The sequence below is a fragment of the Streptomyces griseus genome, assembly GCF_900460065.1.
Classification (GTDB): Bacteria; Actinomycetota; Actinomycetes; order Streptomycetales; family Streptomycetaceae; genus Streptomyces; species Streptomyces griseus.
The window spans coordinates 33,754-52,249 of record NZ_UAVD01000045.1 but is presented as its reverse complement, the minus strand read 5'-3'; the positions used below and the strand labels follow the sequence as shown (position 1 = coordinate 52,249).

The window sequence follows — 18,496 nt, the reverse complement described above, 5'->3', positions numbered from 1 at the left end:
GAAACCGGCGAAGGACGCTCCGAACAGGCTGAGTTGGAGGAGCAGGCCGGGTACCAGGATCTGCCAGGAGCCGGCGGGGGAGCCGAGCGGCAGGTCCCGCAGCAGCGGACCGAAGAAGAGGAGGTAGAGCAGCGGCATCAGCATCCCGAAGAAGATCTGGAAGCGGGAGCGCAGGGTCTGCCGGGCGTACCGCCCGAAGACGATCGCGGTGTCGTGGAAGATCACGGGGGTCCTATACGGCTGCGGGGGCGGCGTCGGCGGGGGTGACGGGACGGCCGGTGGCGGCCAGGAACGCGTCCTGGAGGGAGGCGTCGGGGGAGCCGGCGTACCGGGTCTTCAGCTCGGCCGGGGTCCCCTCCGCGACCACCGTGCCGCCGTCGACGAGGATCAGCCGGTCCGCCAGCGCGTCGGCCTCGTCGAGGTAGTGCGTGGTCAGGACGACGGTGGTGCCGGACTCGTCGCGCAGGCTCCGCACCAGCTCCCACAGGTCGGCCCGGCTGCCCGGGTCCAGGCCGGTGGTGGGCTCGTCCAGGAAGAGCACGGCCGGCCGGTGGGTGAGGCCCATGGCGATGTCGAGCCGCCGCCGCTGCCCTCCGGAGAGGGTCGCCGCCTTCCGGTCGAGCAGCCCGTCCAGGCCGAGCCGTTCGGCCAGTTCCCCGGCGCGCGCGGCGGCCTCCGTCCGGCTCAGCCGGTACAGCCTGCCCTGGGTGACGAGCTCCTCCCGGACGGTCAGATGCGGGTCGACGCCGCCGGACTGGGCGACGTACCCGCAGACCGCCCGGACGGCCGCGGGATCGGTGAGCAGGTCGTGGCCGGCCACGGTGGCGGCGCCGCCGGTCGGGGCGAGGAGCGTCGTGAGCATGCGCAGCGTGGTCGTCTTGCCCGCGCCGTTGGGGCCCAGGAGGCCGACGATCTCCCCGGGGTGGATGGTCAGGTCGATGGAGCGGACGGCTTCCACCGGGCCGCTCGGCGTCGTGAAGGTCCGGGCCAGCCCGGAGGTGCTGATGACGGTCATGGGGCCAGAAAAACAGAGCACGCCCAAAATTGCAATGACTCCAATAATTCAGCGACACCATGATCGTTTGGCGCGTCCTACGATGGAGGCATGGCTGAGGGACTCAGGGAACGCAAGAAGCGCCAGGCCAAGCAGCGCATCTCGGACATGGCGACCGGGCTGTTCCTCCAGCACGGCTTCGTCACGGTGACCGTCGCCGAGATCGCCGAACTGGCCGACGTCTCCGTCAACACCGTCTACAACTACTTCCCGGCCAAGGAGGACCTCTTCCTCGACCGGATGAAGCACGTCACCCAGCGCGTCGCCCGCTACGTCCGCGCCCGCGACCCGGGCGAGTCGGCCGCCGAGGCCGTCCTGCGCGAGGTGCGCGCCGCCGTCGTCGCCGTCTCCCCGGAGTTCGGGCTGATGGACGGCTTCGCCGACTTCATGCGCGTCATCGAGGACGCCCCCACCCTCAAGGCCCGCCTCTGGTACCTCCAGCAGGAGGTGCTCCAGACCGTCGTCGCCACCCTCCGCGAGGACACCGGCGCGAGCGAGGACGACCCGCTGCCGCTCCTCGTCGGCGGCCAGATCGCCTGGATCGAGCACGCCCTCGTCGGCTACGTCAGCCAGGAGATGATGAAGGGCCGCAAGGCCGTCGAGGTCTCCCACGACGCCCTCGGCGTCCTCGACGACATCGAGGGGCTGCTCGGCGACCGGGTCCTCAACTACGCGCGGCGCGGAGCCGAATGACGCGTCCCGGTGTGATGTCCGTCATCTGAGACGTGACGCGCATCTCTTCACCGCCCCAGCGCGCCCGACGGGTACTAACCTCCGCCGGAGAGCATGTGAACCGCCGTGAACAATTGCGCACGGGCGAACAGAAACCAAGGGGTGCGAACGTGGCCAGGAAGCTCGCCGTCATCGGGGCCGGACTCATGGGATCCGGGATCGCGCAGGTCTCCGCCCAGGCGGGCTGGGACGTCGTGCTGCGGGACGTCACCGACGCCGCGCTGACCCGGGGCCGGGACGGCATCAAGGCCTCGTACGACAAGTTCGTCTCCAAGGGCAAGCTGGACGCGGCCGACGCCGAGGCCGCGCTCGGCCGCATCACCACCACCACCGACCTCGACGCCGTCGCCGACGCGGACGTCGTCGTGGAGGCCGTCTTCGAGAAGCTGGAAGTCAAGCACGAGATCTTCCGGACCCTGGACAAGGTCGTCGGCGAGCACACGGTCCTGGCGTCCAACACCTCCGCCATCCCGATCACCAAGATCGCGGCCGTGACGGAGCGTCCGGAGCGCGTCGTCGGCGTGCACTTCTTCTCGCCGGTCCCGATGATGCAGCTCTGCGAGCTGGTGCGCGGCTACAAGACCAGTGACGAAACCCTCGCCACCGCCCGGGAGTTCGCCGAGTCGGTCGGCAAGACCTGCATCGTCGTCAACCGCGACGTGGCGGGCTTCGTCACCACCCGGCTGATCTCGGCGCTCGTCGTCGAGGCCGCCAAGCTGTACGAGTCGGGCGTCGCCTCGGCCGAGGACATCGACATCGCCTGCAAGCTGGGCTTCGGCCACGCCATGGGGCCCCTCGCCACCGCGGACCTGACCGGCGTCGACATCCTCCTGCACGCCACCGGCAACATCTACACCGAGTCGCAGGACGAGAAGTTCGCCGCCCCGGAGCTGATGCGCCGGATGGTCGACGCAGGTGACATCGGGCGCAAGAGCGGGCAGGGCTTCTACACGTACTGACCGGACCCGGCTCCCCGGCCCGCCGGACCGCCACCGTCCGGGCCGCGGAAGCCGGGGGATCCTACCCGGCGGGTGGTGATCCTCGCCGAACCGGAGTCACTCCACCGAGTGAATTCGATATCGGTTCGCTTACAGACGGCAACTTCCCTGTCGTCGGGACAGTCAGTGGTGGCAGGGGACAGGGCCCCGCGTGGCGGAGGCGGGGCCCACGACAGGGCCGGCGGCGGAACGGGCAGCCGACGGCAGAGCAGACAGACGGACCTTCTACGGAGCATGACCGGGGAGCGCATATGCACATCAGGGGCGACCACGCCGAGCTGGTCGTCGGGGGCCGCCTCGACGTCCGAAGCGCGGCGGACGCCCGTACGGTCCTGCACTCGGCCGTGGACGACGGAGTCGGCGACCTCGTGCTGGACCTGACCGAGCTGGACTCCTGGGACGCCACCGGACTCGGCGTCATCATGGGAGCCCACCGCCGGGCGGGACGGGCCGGACGCCGCCTCGTGCTGCGCGGCGTGCCACCGCAGATGCAGCGCCTCCTGGTGGCCACCCGGCTGCACCGCATCCTGGCCATCGAGGGCGGCATCGCCGCGGAGTCGCTGCCGCGCGTCTGACGGGCGAGCGCGCGGCGGCCCGCCGGGCGATCCGGACGGGGCGGGGCGCCGTCCGCCGGGGCCCGGAGGGCCGGACGGACCGCACCCGGCGGAAGAAGTCACGCAATCCTCACCGGAACGTGACGTCATGGACGGCCCGGCACCCCGGCGGTTCGTGAATACTGTGCCAAGGTCTAGGGTTCGGCCGTCCGCCGAATGACAACGAACCCATGGGCGGACACCGGACCGGAAGCGACAGCGAGGCGCGTGTGAGGCCGGGAGGGGCAACCGCGCACGACGCGTCTGGGGGACTTTGCGATGGACCCGACACACCGGGCACCCGATGAGTACGGACAGGGCCACGACCGCTCCGGCGGCGAGCCCGGCCAGCGCCGGCCGTCCCGCGAGTCCGGCGGCGCCGACTTCGGCCCCGGTACACCGCAGCAGGTCCGCGTCGTCCAGCTGACCGTCGGCGACCTGCTGCTCACGGTCAACCCCGTCGACGGCAGCGAGGTCGAGGCCTGCCCGCCCGGCTCGGAACCCGACGCCCCGGTGCGCCGCACCCCCGCCGAACGCGCCGACCACGAACGCGCCGGAGCGCCCCCGGTGCCCGCGGGACCGCCCGCCCCGCAACTGCCGCTCCTGGAACGCGAGGAGGAGCGCGAACGCCTGGTCCGCCTGCTGGCGCGCGGGCGCAGCGTCCGCCTCACCGGCCAGGCCGGGTCCGGCCGCACCGCGCTGCTCGACGCCGTCGCCGCGGACTGCGCGGAGCTGGCCCCCGACGGAGTCGTCCGGCTCAACGGCCGGGGCCGCACCGGCGCCGATCTGCTGCACGCCCTCTTCGACACCGTCCACAAGGCCCCGAGCCACCGCCCCGACCGCGACGAACTGCTCGCGCTCGTCCGGTCCATCGGCGCCGTCGTCACCATCGACGACCTGGAGATCGGCGGCGCGGCCCTCGACGAGCTGCTCGCCGCCACCCCCGAGTGCGCCTTCCTGCTCGCCGCCACCCCCGACACCACCACCCCCGTGGCCGAGGCCCACCTCGAGGAGGTACTCCTCGCCGGACTCGGCCGCGGCGCCTCGCTGGCCCTGCTGGAGAAGGTCGTCGAGCGCCCCCTCACGGAGGAGGAGCGGAACTGGGCGGGCGACCTCTGGTTCGAGTCCGAGGGCCTGCCGCTCCGCTTCGTCCAGGCCGGATCGCTCCTCGTGCAGCGCGACCGGCTGCGCGCCGGCCCCGAAGCCTTCGACGAGTACGACTACTTCGAGCCACGCGCGGACGACGCGCCGCCGGCCCCCGCGGTGCCCGCCGCCGAAGCCCTCGACGTCCCGCTGCCGAGCCTCGGCGAGGGCGCCGCGCCCGCCGTGCTGCTCGCCTCCCGGCTCAGCGAGGCGGCCCGCGCCACCCTGCGCTTCGCCGTCGCCCTCGGCGGCGAGGTGCCCCACCAGGCCCATCTGCCGGCCCTCGTGGGCGACACCCACGCGGACGCCGCGCTCGGCGAGCTCGCGGGCTGCGGCCTGCTCTCCCCGGCCGGCCCCCGCTACCGCCTCGCCGCCGGAGTCCTCGCCCAGCTCGCGGCGGCCGGTTACGAGGACGACGCCGCCGCCCACGCCCGTACCGCCGCCCAGCACTACGCCTGGTGGGCCTCGCACCCCTCGGTCACCCCGGAACGGGCCGTCGCCGAGTCGGACGCGATCGTCGCCTCGCTGGCACGGCTGGTCCCGGGCGACGAGGCGGGAGCGGCCAGCGCGGCCGTCCTGCTGGCCCGCAGCGCCTCCCCGGCCTTCGCGGCGGGGCTGGGCTGGGGAGCCTGGGAGCGGGCCCTCAGGATCGGCCAGGAGGCCGCCAGGATCGCCGGCGAGGTCGCCGAGGAGGCCTACTTCCACCACGAGTTGGGTGTCCTCGCGCTCTGCACCGGCAATCCGGACCGGGCCAGGACCGAGCTGGAGACCTCGATCGGGATGCGCGGCGCCCTCGCCGACAGGTCCGGTGCCGTGGCCGGACGCCGCGCGCTCGCCCTGGTCGCGGACCGCTCCGGCGACTTCGCCCCCCTCGGCCGCACCGCGTCGGGCGACGAGGTGCCCATGGTGCGCCAGGAGGGTCCGGGCACACCGCCCGGCGGCTTCCCGGGCGCCCCGGTGTTCCTGCGGCAGCCGGCCGGGGAGGCGCCCACGGTTGTCGCCCCGCTGCCGCCCGGCCCCGCCGCGCGCAAGGGGACGGGCCGGGCCGTCCTGGGCGGCGCCCGGCGCAACCTGGCCGCCGCGGGCGCGGGCGCCGTGCTGGTCGCGGTGCTCGGCACCGTCGTCACCCTCGGCGTCACCGCGGGCGACGGCGACGAGCCGGGCAGCCGCAACGTCACCACCGAGCAGACGGCCACCGAGGACCCGACCGACGACGGCGTACCGCCCCAGGAGTCCGAGGACGGCTCCGTCCCGGCCGGGGAGACCTCCGGCGGCGAGGCGTCCGCGACCCCGAGCGCCTCGGAGTCGGCGAGCCCGAGCACCTCCGGCTCCCCGTCCCCGAGCTCCTCCACGTCGACCGGTGCGACGCCGGGAACGGACGGCCCGACCGACGACGGGAGCAGCTCCCCGAGCGACCCGACGCCGAGCGGCGGGCCCACCGGGCCCACCAAGCCGCCGACGACGCCGCCCACCACCCCGCCGACGACCCCGCCCACCGAGACGCCGACGACCCCGCCGACCGAGACGCCCACCGAGGAGCCCCCGGGGCCGCCGGAGGGCTCCTCCTCCGCCAGCGGCCCGGTGGAACCGGTCGGCGACCCCGTCGAGTCGGCGAGCGTCCCGGATCCCGTCGCGGACACCGAAACGGCCGTCTGAGCAACGGCGGGACGGAGAAGGGCCGGGTGGTTCACGCTTCCGCGTGAACCACCCGGCCCTCCTCGACGCCGGTGGTCGGATGTGCCCGACGGTCAGAACAGCCGCAGCTTGTCGTCCTCGATGCCCCGCATGGCGTCGTAGTCCAGGACCAGGCAGCCGATGCCGCGGTCCGTCGCCAGCACCCGGGCCTGCGGCTTGATCTCCTGGGCGGCGAAGACGCCCCGGACCGGCGCGAGGTGCGGGTCGCGGTTCAGCAGCTCCAGATAGCGCGTCAGCTGCTCCACGCCGTCGATGTCACCGCGCCGCTTCAGCTCCACGGCCACCGTCTGCCCGTTCGCGTCCCGGCAGAGGATGTCCACCGGCCCGATGGCGGTGGGGTATTCGCGGCGGATCAGGGTGTGCCCCTCGCCGAGGATCTCGATCCGGTCCGCGAGCAGCTCCTGGAGGTGCGCTTCCACCCCGTCCTTGATGAGACCGGGGTCGACGCCCAGCTCGTACGACGAGTCGTGGAGGACTTCCTCCATGGTGATGATCAGTTTTTCGCCCGCCTTGTTCACCACGGTCCAGACGCCTGCCTCACCGTCGGCGCCCTCCTTCAGGGTGCACGGCGGGGACATCCAGTTGAGCGGTTTGTACGCCCGGTCGTCGGCGTGGATGGAGACGCTTCCGTCCGCCTTCACCAGGATCAGTCGGGGGGCGGAGGGCAGGTGGGCTGTGAGCCGGCCCGCGTAGTCCACGGAGCAACGGGCGATGACGAGACGCATGGTCGGCAACGCTACTCGACGACGGGGGCTCGACGCGATTTCCCCACCCGCCGCCCCCCGTCACTCGGTGCACACCGCGAGGCGCCGATGCGGGCTTGCCCCTCTTTGCGCCCCTTCGTTATTGGCCGGTTGTGTTCCCAATCTCCTGGTGCGGCCCCGACCGCGCGCTTACCGTGTAAGCAGGAGGTCGCCGTCCGTGCACGCTGCGTCGTCGCCGCCCCCCTTCCCTGCCCGTAGGGCCCCGGCCATCGCCCGGGGTCGCGAGAGGAGAACCCATGTCGCTCGACGTCTCACCGGCGCTGTTGGAACAGGCCGAGCGAGGCGAGGTCGACGAAGCCGACTTCGTCGACTGCGTCCGGACCTCCCTGCCCTTCGCATGGGAGATGATCAGCTCGCTGGTGGCTCAGCTGAAGGTCGACGGCGGACAGTTCGCCGACAACCAGACGCCGCCGCCGGACGAGCAGGCACGTGGTCAGCTGCTGCGCGCGCTCGCGAGTGATGCGATACGCGGCGCGCTCCAGCGGCACTTCGGAGTGCGCATCGCATTCCAGAACTGCCACCGCGTCGCGGTGTTCCCGCTGGACGCCTCGGTCGACGACCGACTGGCCAAGTTCACCTCGGTGAGGGGCCAGTTGCTCAACCAGTCGCCCGAACTCCGGGACTGCTGAACGCTTCTGCTGCCGTCCCGGGCCGCGGGAGGTGCAACTGGCTCCGGGGCGGCAGCTCCCGCACCACCGCACCACTTGTCCCACCGACCCCGGCCGGCGGACGGCGCCGAGCGGCCACCGCCACCGGCAGGTCAGACGAGCAGCGGCAGCACGTCGGCGCCCAGCCGCCGGACGTTCTCCTCCGTCGCCGCGAGATCGCCCGACCCCTCCACCAGGAGGGCGAAGCGCGTGATCCCGGTCCGTTCGGCGGTGGCGGCCAGCCGGTCGGCCGCCAGCCGCGGCGGGCCCACCGGATGCAGCCCGCACAGCAGTTCCGTGTACGCGACCGGGTCCCGCATCACGCGCTGCCGGCCGTCGACCGTGACATGGGCGTCGAGCCCCTGGCGCAGCCAGCCGGGCATCGACTTCACCAGCATCTCCGTGGCCTCCCCGGCGCCGTCCCCGATCTGGGCCACCCCGGCGGACACATGAGCGGCCCCCTCCACCACCTCGGGCGGATGGCCGGCCTCCCGGGCGGCCGTACGCCACAGGGCGACCATCTCCGCCTTCTCCTCGTCCCCGCAGTGCATGCCCAGCAGCATCGGCAGCGCCCGCCGGGCCGCGAGCCGCACGCTTTTCGGCGAGGTGCACGCCACGACGACCTCGGGTCCCGCTCCACCCTCTCCCGGGTCCGCCGGGCCCTCCAGCAACTCGTCGGCGCGCGGCACCACCGCCACCTCACGGAAGCCGAACCGCTCGCCGCGCCCCGCGACGCACGGCTCCCGCAGCCAGTCGAGCACCAGGCCGAGCGCCTCGGGGAAGCCGTTCTCGTACGCGTCGAGACCGCCGCCGAAGACCTCCAGGTCCACCCAGGGGCCACCCCGCCCGACCCCCAGCGAGAAGCGCCCGCCGCTGGTCAGATGGAGCAGCGCGGCCTGCTCGGCGAGCGCGACCGGGTGGTGGTTGGGCAGCACGCTGACCGCGGTGCCGACCCGGATTCTGCGGGTGCGGCCCAGCAGGAGCGCCGCCAGGGTGGTCGCGGACGGGCAGACCCCGTACGGCACGAAGTGGTGCTCGGCCAGCCAGACCGAGTCGAGGCCGCTCTCCTCCGCGGCCTCGGTGGACCGGACGGCCCGGTGCAGGGCCTCACCCGGTCCCTGTCCAGGGAACTGGGCTGCCAGAACGAACGTTCCGATGCGCATCGCCTATTGCCTCCTTGCGGCCGACGCGTTTCTCCCCCACCGGCAACAACGTCTGACACGTGCCAAAGGCACGGTCCCGGAAGAAGTTGTTGCGATTTTCCGCTAACTCACCCCACTGCCGGACAGGGCCGCCGGACAGCCCGGCCGCCGCCCCCGACGGCAGCCTCTACGCTGGGACGAAACGTGTCCGATCCGCCCCGTGAGGTGTCCCGTGTCCCCGCGCCGTAACCGCCCCCGTGGCGGCGAGAGTCCCGACGAGCACCCCGGCCCGGCGCCCGGCAGGTACGGCGGGGGAGGGGCCACCGAGAGCTGGCAGGGCGAGGAGTGGTCAGTGCGCCCGGTCAGCGGCGCGAGCGCCCAGGGCAAGCGGTACCGCTGCCCCGGCTGCGACCAGGAGATCCCCTCCGGAGTCCCGCACCTGGTGACCTGGCCCGAGTTCGGCGGCATCGACGACCGCCGGCACTGGCACAAGGCCTGCTGGAACGCGAAGGACCGCCGCACCACCAGGGTGCAGCGGTCCCGGAACGCTCCGCGCCACTGAGGCGACCGGCCGCACGGCCGGCGCGGTCCCTCAGACGTCGCGCCGGTTCAGTATCGCGACCGCCCCGCCCAGCACCGCGGCCGCCAGGACCAGCATCAGCAGCAGCGGCTCCCAGCCGGACGGGCCGCTCTCCGTCATCGTCGTGCCGTACAGCGCGCCGATCTGGTTGGGGATCGAGTACTCGATCAGGAAGCGCTGAACGCCCCGCAGCCGGTCGGCGAACATGAACAGCGCGAGGACCAGGGGCAGCAGCACCACGCCGATCATGATGGTGATCGCGCCCGCCGAGTGCCGCACGATCGCGCCGACCCCGAGCGACAGCAGACCGAGGGCGGCGAGGTAGAGCCCGACCCCGACCGTGCCGCGCAGCCAGTCGTCGGCCGACGCGGGAGCACCGCCCAGGATCAGGGTCTGGAGCGCCGCCACGACCGCGGCGGTCACCGTCGTGACGGCGAAGGCCAGCGCGGCGAAGACGATCGCCTTCGCCGCGAGCACCCGGCCCCGGCTCGGGCACGCCGTCAGCGTCGTACGGATCATGCCGGTGCCGTACTCGGAGCCGATGGTCAGCACCCCGAGCGTGATCACGCAGATCGAGCCCAGCAGCACCCCGAAGAAGCCCAGGGCCAGGACCGGCTCGTCCGGCATGCCGCCGCTGCTGTCCGCGGCGAGCAGCAGCGCGGTGCCCAGCCCGACCGTCAGCATCAGCGCGACCATCACGCCGAGCGTCCAGACCGTCGCGCGCACGGAGCGGATCTTGGTCCACTCCGAGGCGACCGCGTCCCCGAGGGTGGCGGGCCGGATCGGGATCGGCGACTCGTAGGAGCCCAGCAGGCCGGCGTCCGGTCCCTGCTGGTGGCGGGGGGTGGCCGGCGTCGTCATCGGAGGTCCTTGCTCGTCTGCTCTCCGGCCGCGGCGGCGGAAGAGGGCTCGGCCACCGCGGCGGCCGAGGAGGGCCCGACCACCGCGTCGGCGGCCGGGGCGGGCCCGGCGGTGGCGGCCGGGGAAGGGGCGGGCGCGGCAGCGGGGGCCCGGCCCGGAACGGGCGGTGGCGGGGCGTACCAGCCCTCCTGCGGCACCTCCACCGGCTCGGGCGAGGCGAAGCCGTCGGCGCTCCCGTACGGGTCCTGGGGGAGCGGTTCCACGAGCCCCGCCTTGGCGTCGTCCGTCGAGCGGTAGTCCACCAGGCCCTGGGTGAGGCGCATGTACGCCTCCTCCAGCGACGCCTGGTGCGGCGACAGCTCCCAGAGCCGTACGCCGCAGCCGTGGGCCAGGTCGCTGATCCTCGGCAGCGGCAGCCCGGTGACCCGCAGCGCCCCGCCGGGCTCCGTCATGACCCGGCCGCCCGCCTCGATGAGCGAGGCCGTCAGCTTCCGCCGCTCCCCGGGGCCGTCGTCCGGCACCCGGACCCGGGCGAAGTCGGCGGAGTTCGCGGAGATGAAGTCGGTGACGCTCATGTCGGAGAGCAGCCGGCCGCGCCCGATCACGATCAGGTGGTCGGCGGTGAGGGCCATCTCGCTCATCAGGTGCGACGAGACGAAGACCGTACGGCCCTCGGCGGCCAGCATCTTCATCAGATTGCGGACCCAGTGGATGCCCTCCGGGTCGAGACCGTTGACCGGCTCGTCGAACAGCAGCACCTGCGGATCACCGAGCAGCGCCGCCGCGATCCCGAGCCGCTGGCCCATGCCGAGCGAGAAGCCCCTGGAACGCTGCTTGGCGACGTCCTGGAGGCCGACGACGCCCAGCACCTCGTCGACCCGGGCGGCCGGGATGCCGGCGAGCTGGGCCAGGGACAGCAGGTGGTTGCGGGCGCTGCGTCCGCCGTGCACGCCCTTGGCGTCCAGCAGCGCGCCCACCTGGCGCGGGGCGTTGGGGAGGTCGCGGTAGGGGTGGCCGCCGATCGTGACGTGACCCGCGGTGGGGCGGTCCAGGCCGAGGATCATGCGCATGGTCGTGGACTTGCCCGACCCGTTGGGACCGAGGAACCCGGTGACCGCCCCCGGCCGCACCTGGAAGGAAAGGTCGTCCACGGCCGTCTTCGCGCCGTAGCGCTTGGTCAGGCCGACTGCCTCGATCATGCTCCAGCCCCATCGACTCACTCTGTCGTCGGGGCACGGGCCACCCGGCCGCACACCCCCGTAAGAGTTAGGAGGATAACCAGGCGCTGACGGTTCCGGCCAAGTTGTGCACAGCCCGCCACCGGGCCGTCACACGGATCAGGACAGCTGCCCGGGCCCGCCCCTCACGCGTCCCGGTTCTTCAGGACGAGGTAGCCGCCGAGCACCGCCGCCAGCACCCAGAGCACCATGATCCCGAGCCCGGCCCAGGGGCCGTAGGGCGCCGGGTCGCTGTTCAGCGCGTCCGGGACGACCTGCATGATCTTGGAACCGGCCTGGTCGGGGAAGTAGCGGGCGACGCTCTTGGCGCCCGGCACCGCCGCGAGGATCTGCGAGACCAGGAAGAAGAACGGCATCAGGATGCCGAGCGACAGCATGGAACTGCGCAGCATCGCCGCCACGCCCATGGAGAAGATCGCGATCAGCCCCATGTAGAGCCCGCCGCCGACCACCGCGCGCAGCACGTTCTCCGCGCCGATGTCGGTGCCCCGGTCGCCGAGCATGGCCTGGCTGAGGAAGAACGAGACGAAGCTGGTGAGCAGTCCCACGACGAGGGCCAGCGCACCGGCCACCGTGATCTTGCTGAGGAGGAACGTCCCGCGCTGGGGCACGGCCGCCAGCGAGGTGCGGATCATGCCGGAGCTGTACTCGGTGCCGACGACGAGCACCCCGAACACGACCATCGCGAGCTGGCCGAGAACAGTCCCGGAGAAGCTGACGAACGTCGGGTCGAACGTGGCCTGCTCCGCCTCCGAGAGGTCGTCGAACGTGGCGTTCAGCAGGGCGCTCAGCGCCGCGCCCATCACGACCGTGACGGCGAACGCGGCGACGAGCGTCCAGGTGGTCGAGGAGACCGACCGGATCTTGGTCCATTCCGAGGTGAGAACCGCGGGTACCGATGCCATGGTCGTCACGCCCCCTTGCCGTCGGTGCCGGTGCGGTCGGTGCTGCCGGGCTTGTTCCAGTTCTCGCCCCAGCCGGCTCCCACCGCGGGTGGTTCGACCGCCAAGTCCCGTTCCGAATGGGCGTGGTACTCCACCGAACCGGCGGTCATCTGCATGAACGCCTCCTCCAGCGAGGCCCGCTGGGAACTCAGCTCGTGCAGCACCACCTGGTGCCGGGCGGCCAGCTCGCCCAGCTCCTCGGTGGTGGCGCCGTCGATCTCCAGGACGCCGCCCGCCGTCTCGACGGCGGTGAAGCCCTCCTGGTGCAGCACGTCGCGCAGCCGCTCCTGCTGCGGGGAGCGCAGCCGCGCGTAACTGCGGGAGTTCTCGTGGATGAAGTCCGCCATCGAGGTGTCGGCGAGCAGCTTGCCCTGCCCGATCACGATCAAGTGGTCGGCGGTCAGGGCCATTTCGCTCATCAGGTGGGACGAGACGAAGATCGTCCGGCCCTCGGCCGCGAGCGCCTTCATCAGATTGCGGATCCAGTGGATGCCCTCGGGGTCCAGTCCGTTGACCGGCTCGTCGAACATCAGGATCTCGGGGTCGCCGAGCAGCGCGGACGCGATGCCGAGCCGCTGGCCCATACCGAGGGAGAACCCCTTGGACTTCTTCTTCGCCACCGCGGTCAGGCCGACCATGTCGAGAACCTCGTCGACCCTGCTGCTCGGGATGCGGTTGCTCTGCGCCAGGCACAGCAGGTTGTTGTACGCGCTGCGGCCGCCGTGCATCGCCTTGGCGTCGAGGAGCGCCCCGATGTACTTCAGCGGTTCCTGGAGTTCGCGGTAGTGCTTGCCGTCGATGCGCACCGTACCGCTGGTCGGGTTGTCGAGATCGAGCATCATCCGCATCGTGGTGGACTTGCCCGCTCCGTTCGGGCCGAGGAAGCCGGTCACGATGCCCGGTCTGATCTGACACGACAAATGATCGACGGCGATCTTACTGCCGAAACGTTTCGTGAGTCCCTCGAGCTCGATCATGCGTTCACGCTAGATCGCCCGAGCGCCCGGCGCCACCACAAAGGCGGAACCGGGCGCACACGGGGGTACTGCGCGCGCCGGGGTCAGCGGGTCTGCTGGGCCGGGACACCGCGGGTCGCGGGCTCGTCCTCCACCGGGGAGCCGGCGGCGGCCACGGCGGCGCCGGTCAGCGTCGCCAGCATCTCGCGGACGTTGGTCAGCTGAGCGTTGATCGAGTCGCGGCGGTTGGTGAGTGCCGCGAGCTCGCGCTCCGACTCGCTGCGGATCCGGTCGGCCTTGGCGTTGGCGTCGGCGACGATGTCCTCGGCCTGACGCTGCGCGGTCTCCACCGTCTGGCGGGCCCGGCGCTCGGCGTCCGTGCGGAGCTTCTCGGCCTCCAGGCGGAGCTGCTCGGCGCGGTGCTCGATCTCGGCGAGACGCTTCTCGGCCTTGGCCTGGCGGGACGCGAGGTCGCGCTCCGACTGCTCGCGGCGCTTGGCGAGGTTGGTCTCGAAGTCGGCCGCGGCCTGGGCGGCCTTGGCGCGGGTCTCCTCGAAGAGGGCGTCGGCCTCCTCGCGCTTCTGCTGGGCGTCCTTCTGGGCGTCGGAGCGGAGCGTGTTCGCCTCGCCCTGGGCCTTCTCGACGATGCGGACGCCCTCGTCCTCGGCCTTCGCCTTGCGCTCGGCGGCGAACGACTCGGCGTCGTTGCGCACCTGCTGGGCCGCCGACTCGGCGAGCTCACGGTGCTGCTCGGCCGCCCGACGGGCCTCCTCGCGCAGGTCCTTGGCCTCCTCCTCGGCGAGGCGGAGAATCTTCTCGACACGGGCGCCGAGACCGGCGTACGACGGCTCGGCGTCGTTTACCTGGGCCTGGGCGTTCTGCGTTTCGAGGTGCAGCTCCTCGATGCGCTTTTCCAGAGAGGTGATTCGGGCCAGGGCACTGTCACGGTCGGCGACGAGCTTGGTGATGCGGTCGTCCACCTGACCGCGGTCGTAGCCTCGTCGCACGAGCTCGAAGCCGAAGGGGGAGGAAGGGTCACTCATGAGGTTCCTGTCGAATGAGACCGGTGAGGTGATAGAGGGAATCCTAGGGGCCATGGCGGCGTGTCAGCGTGAAGATGCCGGTTTGATCTGGAGAATGACACCCCTTTTGAGTGGCTGACCCCCCGAGTGCTTGCCACTCGAAGGTTTGAATGTCCATGACGAAGCACGGCACATCGCGGATCGGTCACCGCTCGGACGACTTGCCCCCCGACCGCGTGCCCGCCGCCGCCGGAGCCTTGGCGCCCCCCGCGGAACCGCCGGCCGGTTTCCCGCCCCCGGTCGGAGCCTCGAAAGACTCCAACGCCTCCAGCACGTCCTGGACACGGGAGATCTCCGCATTGATGTCCTCGCGCCTGCGCACCAGGACGTCCAGCTCGCGCTTGCCCTCGTCGACGGTCTGTTTGGCCTCGGCCTCGGCGTCGGCCCGCAGCTTCTCCGCCTCGCGGATCAGCCCGGCCTTCTTCGTCTCGGCCTCCTTCAGCAGCGACTCGGCCCGTTTCACCGCGGCGATACGGACCTTGCTCGCCTCCGAATTGGCCTCCGCCATCAGCTCCTTGGCCTTCGCCTCGGCCTCGTCGCGCTGCTCGGTCGCCGCCTTCATCAGGTTGTCGACACGCTCGCCGGCGGTCTTCATCTGCTCGGACGTCTCCCGGCGGGCCCGCTCGTGCAGCTCCTCGATCTCGCTCTCCAGCCGGGCCCGCAGCTCCTCGGCCCGCTCCCGGATCGCCGTCGCGTCGCGCCGTGCCCCGACCAGCAGTTCGTCCGCGTCGGTACGGGCGCGCTCGACCAGGGTGTTGCCCTCGACGGTCGCCTCCGAGGTGATGCGCACGGCCTCCTTGCGGGCCGCGCCGACCATCGTGTCGGCCTGCCCCTCGGCCTCGGTGGCCGTACGCAGCGCCTCTTCCCGCGCCTTGTTGATGAGCTGGTCCGCCTGTTCGGCCGCGTCCGCCCGGCGCTTGGCCGCCGCCTCGCGGGCCTCGTCCAGCAGCCGGTCCGCCTCCTGGCGGGCCTCCGAGCGCATCTCCTCGGACGCCGACTCGGCCTCCGCGTGCAGCCGTGCCGCCTCCTCGTGGGTGCGGGCGGCCTGCTCCTGCGCGGAGCCCAGCAGCTCGGCCGCCTCCGCGCGCAGCCGCTCGGACTCGCCGGTCGCCTCGGCGAGCATCCGGTCCGCCTGCTCGGTGGACTCGGCCCGGCGGCGGTTGGCCTCCGTGGTGGCCTCGACGACGAGCTGCTCCGAGGCCTGGGCCGCCTCGTTGCGGACGCGTTCGCTCTCGTTGGCCGCCTCGGCCATCAGCCGGTCCGACTGGGCCGCAGCCTCCGAACGGATCCGGTTGGCGTCCTGGCGGGCCTCGGCGCGGGCCTTCGACGCGTCCTGCTCCGCCGACGCCAGCGCGTCGGAGGCCTCGGTGCGCATCCGCTGGCTGTACTCGGAGGTGTCCGCGCGCAGCCGCTCCGACTCGCCGATCGCGTCGGAGACCGTCCGCTCGGCCAGCCCCTTCGCGGCCTCGGCCTCCTCTTGGGCCTCCTGCCGGAGACGGGCCGCCTCCTCGTTGGCCTCGCTCCGCAGCCGGATCGCGTCCTCGGAGGCCCGCTCCCGCTCCGCGTGCGCGTCGGAGCGGACCCGGTCCGCCTCCTCCTGGGCCTCGTTCCGGGTGCGCTCCGCGACGTGCTCCGCCGTCGAACGCAGCCCGGCGACCTCCTCCTCGGCCTGCTCCTGGAGACCGGCGACGGAGTCCCGTACCTGCTGGGCCGTCTGCTCGGCCGCCGCGACCAGCTCGGTCGCCCGGGCGTCCGCCTCCTCGACCAGCCGGTCCGCCTCGGCCTGGGCCTCCTCGACCCGCTTGCGCGCGGAGGCGAGCAGCTCCTCGCTCTGCTCGCGGGCCCGCTCGCGCTCCTGCTCCGCCTCGGTCCGGGCCGCGCCGAGGATCTCCTCGGCCTCCCGGCGGCGCCGCGTGGCCTCCTCCTGGGCGGCGGTCAGCGCCTCGGCCGCCTCGGTCGCGACCCGCTCGGCGGCGGCCGCGGCCTCCGCGCGCACCCGGTCGGCGCTCTCCTGCGCCTCGGACTTGAGCCGCTCCGCCTCGGCGGTGGCCTCGCTCCGCAGCCGTACGGCGACGTTCTCGCCCTCGGCACGGGACTGGGCGGCGTCGGCCGCGGCCTCGTCGCGCAGCCGCTCGGCCTCCGCCCCGGCCTGCTCGGTCAGCGTCCGCGCGCGCTCGGCGGCCTCCGCGCGCTGCCGGTCCGCCTCCTCGTTCGTCTCGCGGCGGATCCGCTCGGCCTCGGCGCGGGCCTCGCCGAGCGCCTCCTCGGCGGCGGCGAGCCGGGACTCGGCCTCGGTGCCCAGCCGGGTCAGCTCGTCGGCGGCCTCGGCCTGCCGGGCGGCGACGGCGCGCTCGGTCTCCTCGCGCAGCTCGGTCGCGGCCCGCTCGGCCGCCTCCGTGACGGCCTCCGCCTGCTCCTCGGCCTCGGCCCGCAGCCTGTCGGCCTCGGCCCGGGTGCGCTCCAGCGTCTCCTCGGCCTGCTTGCGCAGGGCCGCGGCCCGCTCGGCGGCCTCGGCGCGGATGCGCTCGCTCTCGCCGTTCGCCTTGGTGCGCAGCTCGTCCGCGTCGGAGCGGGCCTCGGTGAGCAGCTCCTCGGCGGTGCGGGCGCCCTCCTCCAGCTGCTGGACCGCCTCGCGGCGGGCCTCGCCCCGGATCCGCTCGCCCTCGGCGACCGCCTCGGAGCGCAGCGTCTCGGCCTCGCCGCGCAGCCGGCGGGCCTCCTCCTGGAGCTCGACCGTCTTGGCCCGGTACTCCTTGGTGTCGTCCTTGGCCGCGCCCTTGAGCTCGTCGGCCTGCTCGGCGGCCTCGCCGCGCAGCCGGTCCGCCTCGGCCTCCGCCTCGCGGCGGATCCGCTCGGCCTCCTCGCCCGCCGCCCGCGTCGTCGACCTGGCGTCCTCGGAGGCCTTGGTGAGCACCTCCTCGGCGCTGCGGGCCGCCTTCGCCAGCTGGGCTGCGGCGTCCTCGGCGGCGGCCGTACGGGCCTTCTCGCCCGCCTCGGCGACCAGCCGCTCCGCCTCGGCGCGGGCGTCCACCAGCGCCTGCTCGGCCTCTTCCTTCAGCGCCTCGGTGCTCTTGGTGGCCTCGCCGACCAGCCGGGCGATCTCCGACTTGGCCGTACGGGTGCGCTGTTCGTTCTGCGACTCGGCGGCGGCCAACTGCTTGGCGGCGGCGTCCTTCGCCTCGGAGAGGAGCTTCTCCGCCTCCAGGCGGGACTCGCGCAGCCGGGTCTCGGCCTCCGAGAGGCGCTGCTCGGCGGACCGGTTCAGCTCGGCGGTCTGCTGCCGGGTCTGGTCGGTCTCCGCGGCCGTGCTGGAGCGCAGCTGTTCCGCGTGGCTGGTGGCCTCCTGCGCCTGGGCGGAGGCGGCCCCCAGGAGCCGCTCGGCGTCCTTGCGGGCGCGCAGCAGGATCGCTTCGGCCTCGGTCCTGGCGCTCTCGGCCTCCGAGCCGGTGCGCCGGCGGGTCTCCTCCGCCAGCCGGGCGGCCTCGTCGCGGGCGGCGGCCAGCGCCTGTTCGGCCTCGGCGCGGGACTCCTCCAGCAGCCGGCGGGCCTGCGACTCGGTGCGGGCGCGCAGCTGTTCGGCCCAGGCGACGTTCTCGTTGACGTGCGACTCGACGGTCTGCCGGCGTTCCGCGAGCTCCTGGTCGAGCCGCTGCCTGCGCTGGACGGCCTCGGTGTGCAACTCGGCCTGAAGACGCGCCTGGTGCTCGGCGTGCTCCTGGAGGATCCGCTGCGTCTGGGCGCGCGCCTCGCGCAGCTCGCGCTCGGCGTCGCTGCGCATCTGCTCGGCCTGGACCTGCGCGTTCCGCAGCATCTGCTCGGCCTGGTAGCCGATGTCCGCGCTGTCGTAGGCGGGACGGGTCGCGAGATTGCGCCGGGCCTCGTGCAGCTTCGCACGCAAGACCTCGACCTGGTATCCGAGGTCCTCGGCGTGCTGGACAGCCTTCTCCCGGTCGGTCCTCAGCCGGTCCATCTCGGCTTCGAACCGCGAGAGATGGTCGTCTTCAGCCCGGTGGCTCTCCTGGCGTTCGTAGCCCCGCACTGCGCGGTCCCATCCTTCCCCGAGCTCT

General features: G+C 73.1%; 15 protein-coding genes and 1 pseudogene. 6 read left to right on the top strand and 10 right to left on the bottom strand.

Going from position 1 to position 18,496, the window contains the following annotated elements; all coding sequences use genetic code 11:
- A pseudogene (locus tag DTB53_RS30955) lies at window positions 1-225 on the bottom strand (ABC transporter permease); the annotation flags it as partial.
- A gap of 7 nt (window positions 226-232) precedes the next feature.
- Window positions 233-1,015 (bottom strand): ABC transporter ATP-binding protein, encoded by a 783-nt coding sequence (locus DTB53_RS30950; RefSeq protein WP_012379011.1) that lies wholly within the window; start codon window positions 1,013-1,015, stop codon window positions 233-235.
- 90 nt (window positions 1,016-1,105) lie between these two features.
- Here DTB53_RS30950 and DTB53_RS30945 point away from each other — a divergent pair, with 90 nt between their 5' ends.
- From DTB53_RS30945 to DTB53_RS30930, 4 genes are all read left to right on the top strand, one after another.
- A complete protein-coding gene (locus tag DTB53_RS30945; RefSeq protein ID WP_003966239.1) occupies window positions 1,106-1,747 on the top strand; it encodes a TetR/AcrR family transcriptional regulator in 642 nt (213 codons plus the stop codon).
- Between the two features lie 149 nt (window positions 1,748-1,896).
- A complete protein-coding gene (locus DTB53_RS30940; protein ID WP_012379010.1) occupies window positions 1,897-2,745 on the top strand; it encodes a 3-hydroxyacyl-CoA dehydrogenase family protein in 849 nt (282 codons plus the stop codon).
- A 290-nt stretch (window positions 2,746-3,035) separates the two neighbouring features.
- On the top strand, window positions 3,036-3,359 hold the full coding sequence (locus DTB53_RS30935; RefSeq protein WP_003966237.1) for an STAS domain-containing protein: 324 nt from the start codon (window positions 3,036-3,038) through the stop codon (window positions 3,357-3,359).
- A 297-nt stretch (window positions 3,360-3,656) separates the two neighbouring features.
- A complete protein-coding gene (locus DTB53_RS30930; protein ID WP_012379009.1) occupies window positions 3,657-6,176 on the top strand; it encodes an ATP-binding protein in 2,520 nt (839 codons plus the stop codon).
- 92 nt (window positions 6,177-6,268) lie between these two features.
- On the opposite strand, the gene nucS is transcribed toward DTB53_RS30930, so the two are convergent.
- The gene (nucS, locus tag DTB53_RS30925) at window positions 6,269-6,940 is read right to left on the bottom strand and encodes an endonuclease NucS (RefSeq protein ID WP_003966235.1); all 672 of its coding nucleotides are present in this window, start codon (window positions 6,938-6,940) and stop codon (window positions 6,269-6,271) included.
- A 275-nt stretch (window positions 6,941-7,215) separates the two neighbouring features.
- Between nucS and DTB53_RS30920 the strand changes: the two genes are divergently transcribed.
- Complete coding sequence (locus DTB53_RS30920) at window positions 7,216-7,608, top strand: SCO5389 family protein (RefSeq protein ID WP_003966234.1); 393 nt, start codon at window positions 7,216-7,218, stop codon at window positions 7,606-7,608.
- A 131-nt stretch (window positions 7,609-7,739) separates the two neighbouring features.
- Here the strand turns inward: DTB53_RS30920 and DTB53_RS30915 are convergent, their stop codons facing one another.
- Window positions 7,740-8,789: an LLM class flavin-dependent oxidoreductase gene (locus DTB53_RS30915; RefSeq protein WP_012379008.1), complete on the bottom strand. Its 1,050-nt coding sequence runs from the start codon at window positions 8,787-8,789 to the stop codon at window positions 7,740-7,742.
- A gap of 211 nt (window positions 8,790-9,000) precedes the next feature.
- On the opposite strand from DTB53_RS30915, the gene DTB53_RS30910 reads away from it, so the two are divergent.
- Window positions 9,001-9,330, top strand: a complete 330-nt coding sequence (locus DTB53_RS30910; protein ID WP_003966232.1) for an Rv1322 family protein — start codon at window positions 9,001-9,003, stop codon at window positions 9,328-9,330.
- A gap of 30 nt (window positions 9,331-9,360) precedes the next feature.
- On the opposite strand, the gene DTB53_RS30905 is transcribed toward DTB53_RS30910, so the two are convergent.
- The 6 genes from DTB53_RS30905 to scy form a co-directional block, all read right to left on the bottom strand.
- A complete protein-coding gene (locus tag DTB53_RS30905; protein ID WP_012379007.1) occupies window positions 9,361-10,209 on the bottom strand; it encodes an ABC transporter permease subunit in 849 nt (282 codons plus the stop codon).
- A complete protein-coding gene (locus DTB53_RS30900; RefSeq protein ID WP_012379006.1) occupies window positions 10,206-11,408 on the bottom strand; it encodes an ABC transporter ATP-binding protein in 1,203 nt (400 codons plus the stop codon). The genes DTB53_RS30905 and DTB53_RS30900 overlap by 4 nt, the downstream gene beginning before the upstream one ends.
- A 164-nt stretch (window positions 11,409-11,572) precedes the next feature.
- On the bottom strand, window positions 11,573-12,352 hold the full coding sequence (locus DTB53_RS30895; protein WP_003966229.1) for an ABC transporter permease: 780 nt from the start codon (window positions 12,350-12,352) through the stop codon (window positions 11,573-11,575).
- Window positions 12,353-12,357: 5 nt separating this feature from the next.
- A complete protein-coding gene (locus DTB53_RS30890) occupies window positions 12,358-13,368 on the bottom strand; it encodes an ABC transporter ATP-binding protein (RefSeq protein ID WP_012379004.1) in 1,011 nt (336 codons plus the stop codon).
- 83 nt (window positions 13,369-13,451) lie between these two features.
- On the bottom strand, window positions 13,452-14,390 hold the full coding sequence (locus DTB53_RS30885; protein WP_003966227.1) for a coiled-coil domain-containing protein: 939 nt from the start codon (window positions 14,388-14,390) through the stop codon (window positions 13,452-13,454).
- Window positions 14,391-14,574: 184 nt separating this feature from the next.
- Window positions 14,575-18,468 carry a polarized growth protein Scy gene (gene scy, locus DTB53_RS30880; protein WP_012379003.1) on the bottom strand — a complete coding sequence of 1,298 codons (3,894 nt, stop codon included), beginning with the start codon at window positions 18,466-18,468 and terminating at the stop codon, window positions 14,575-14,577.
- Between the last annotated feature and the right edge of the window lie 28 nt (window positions 18,469-18,496).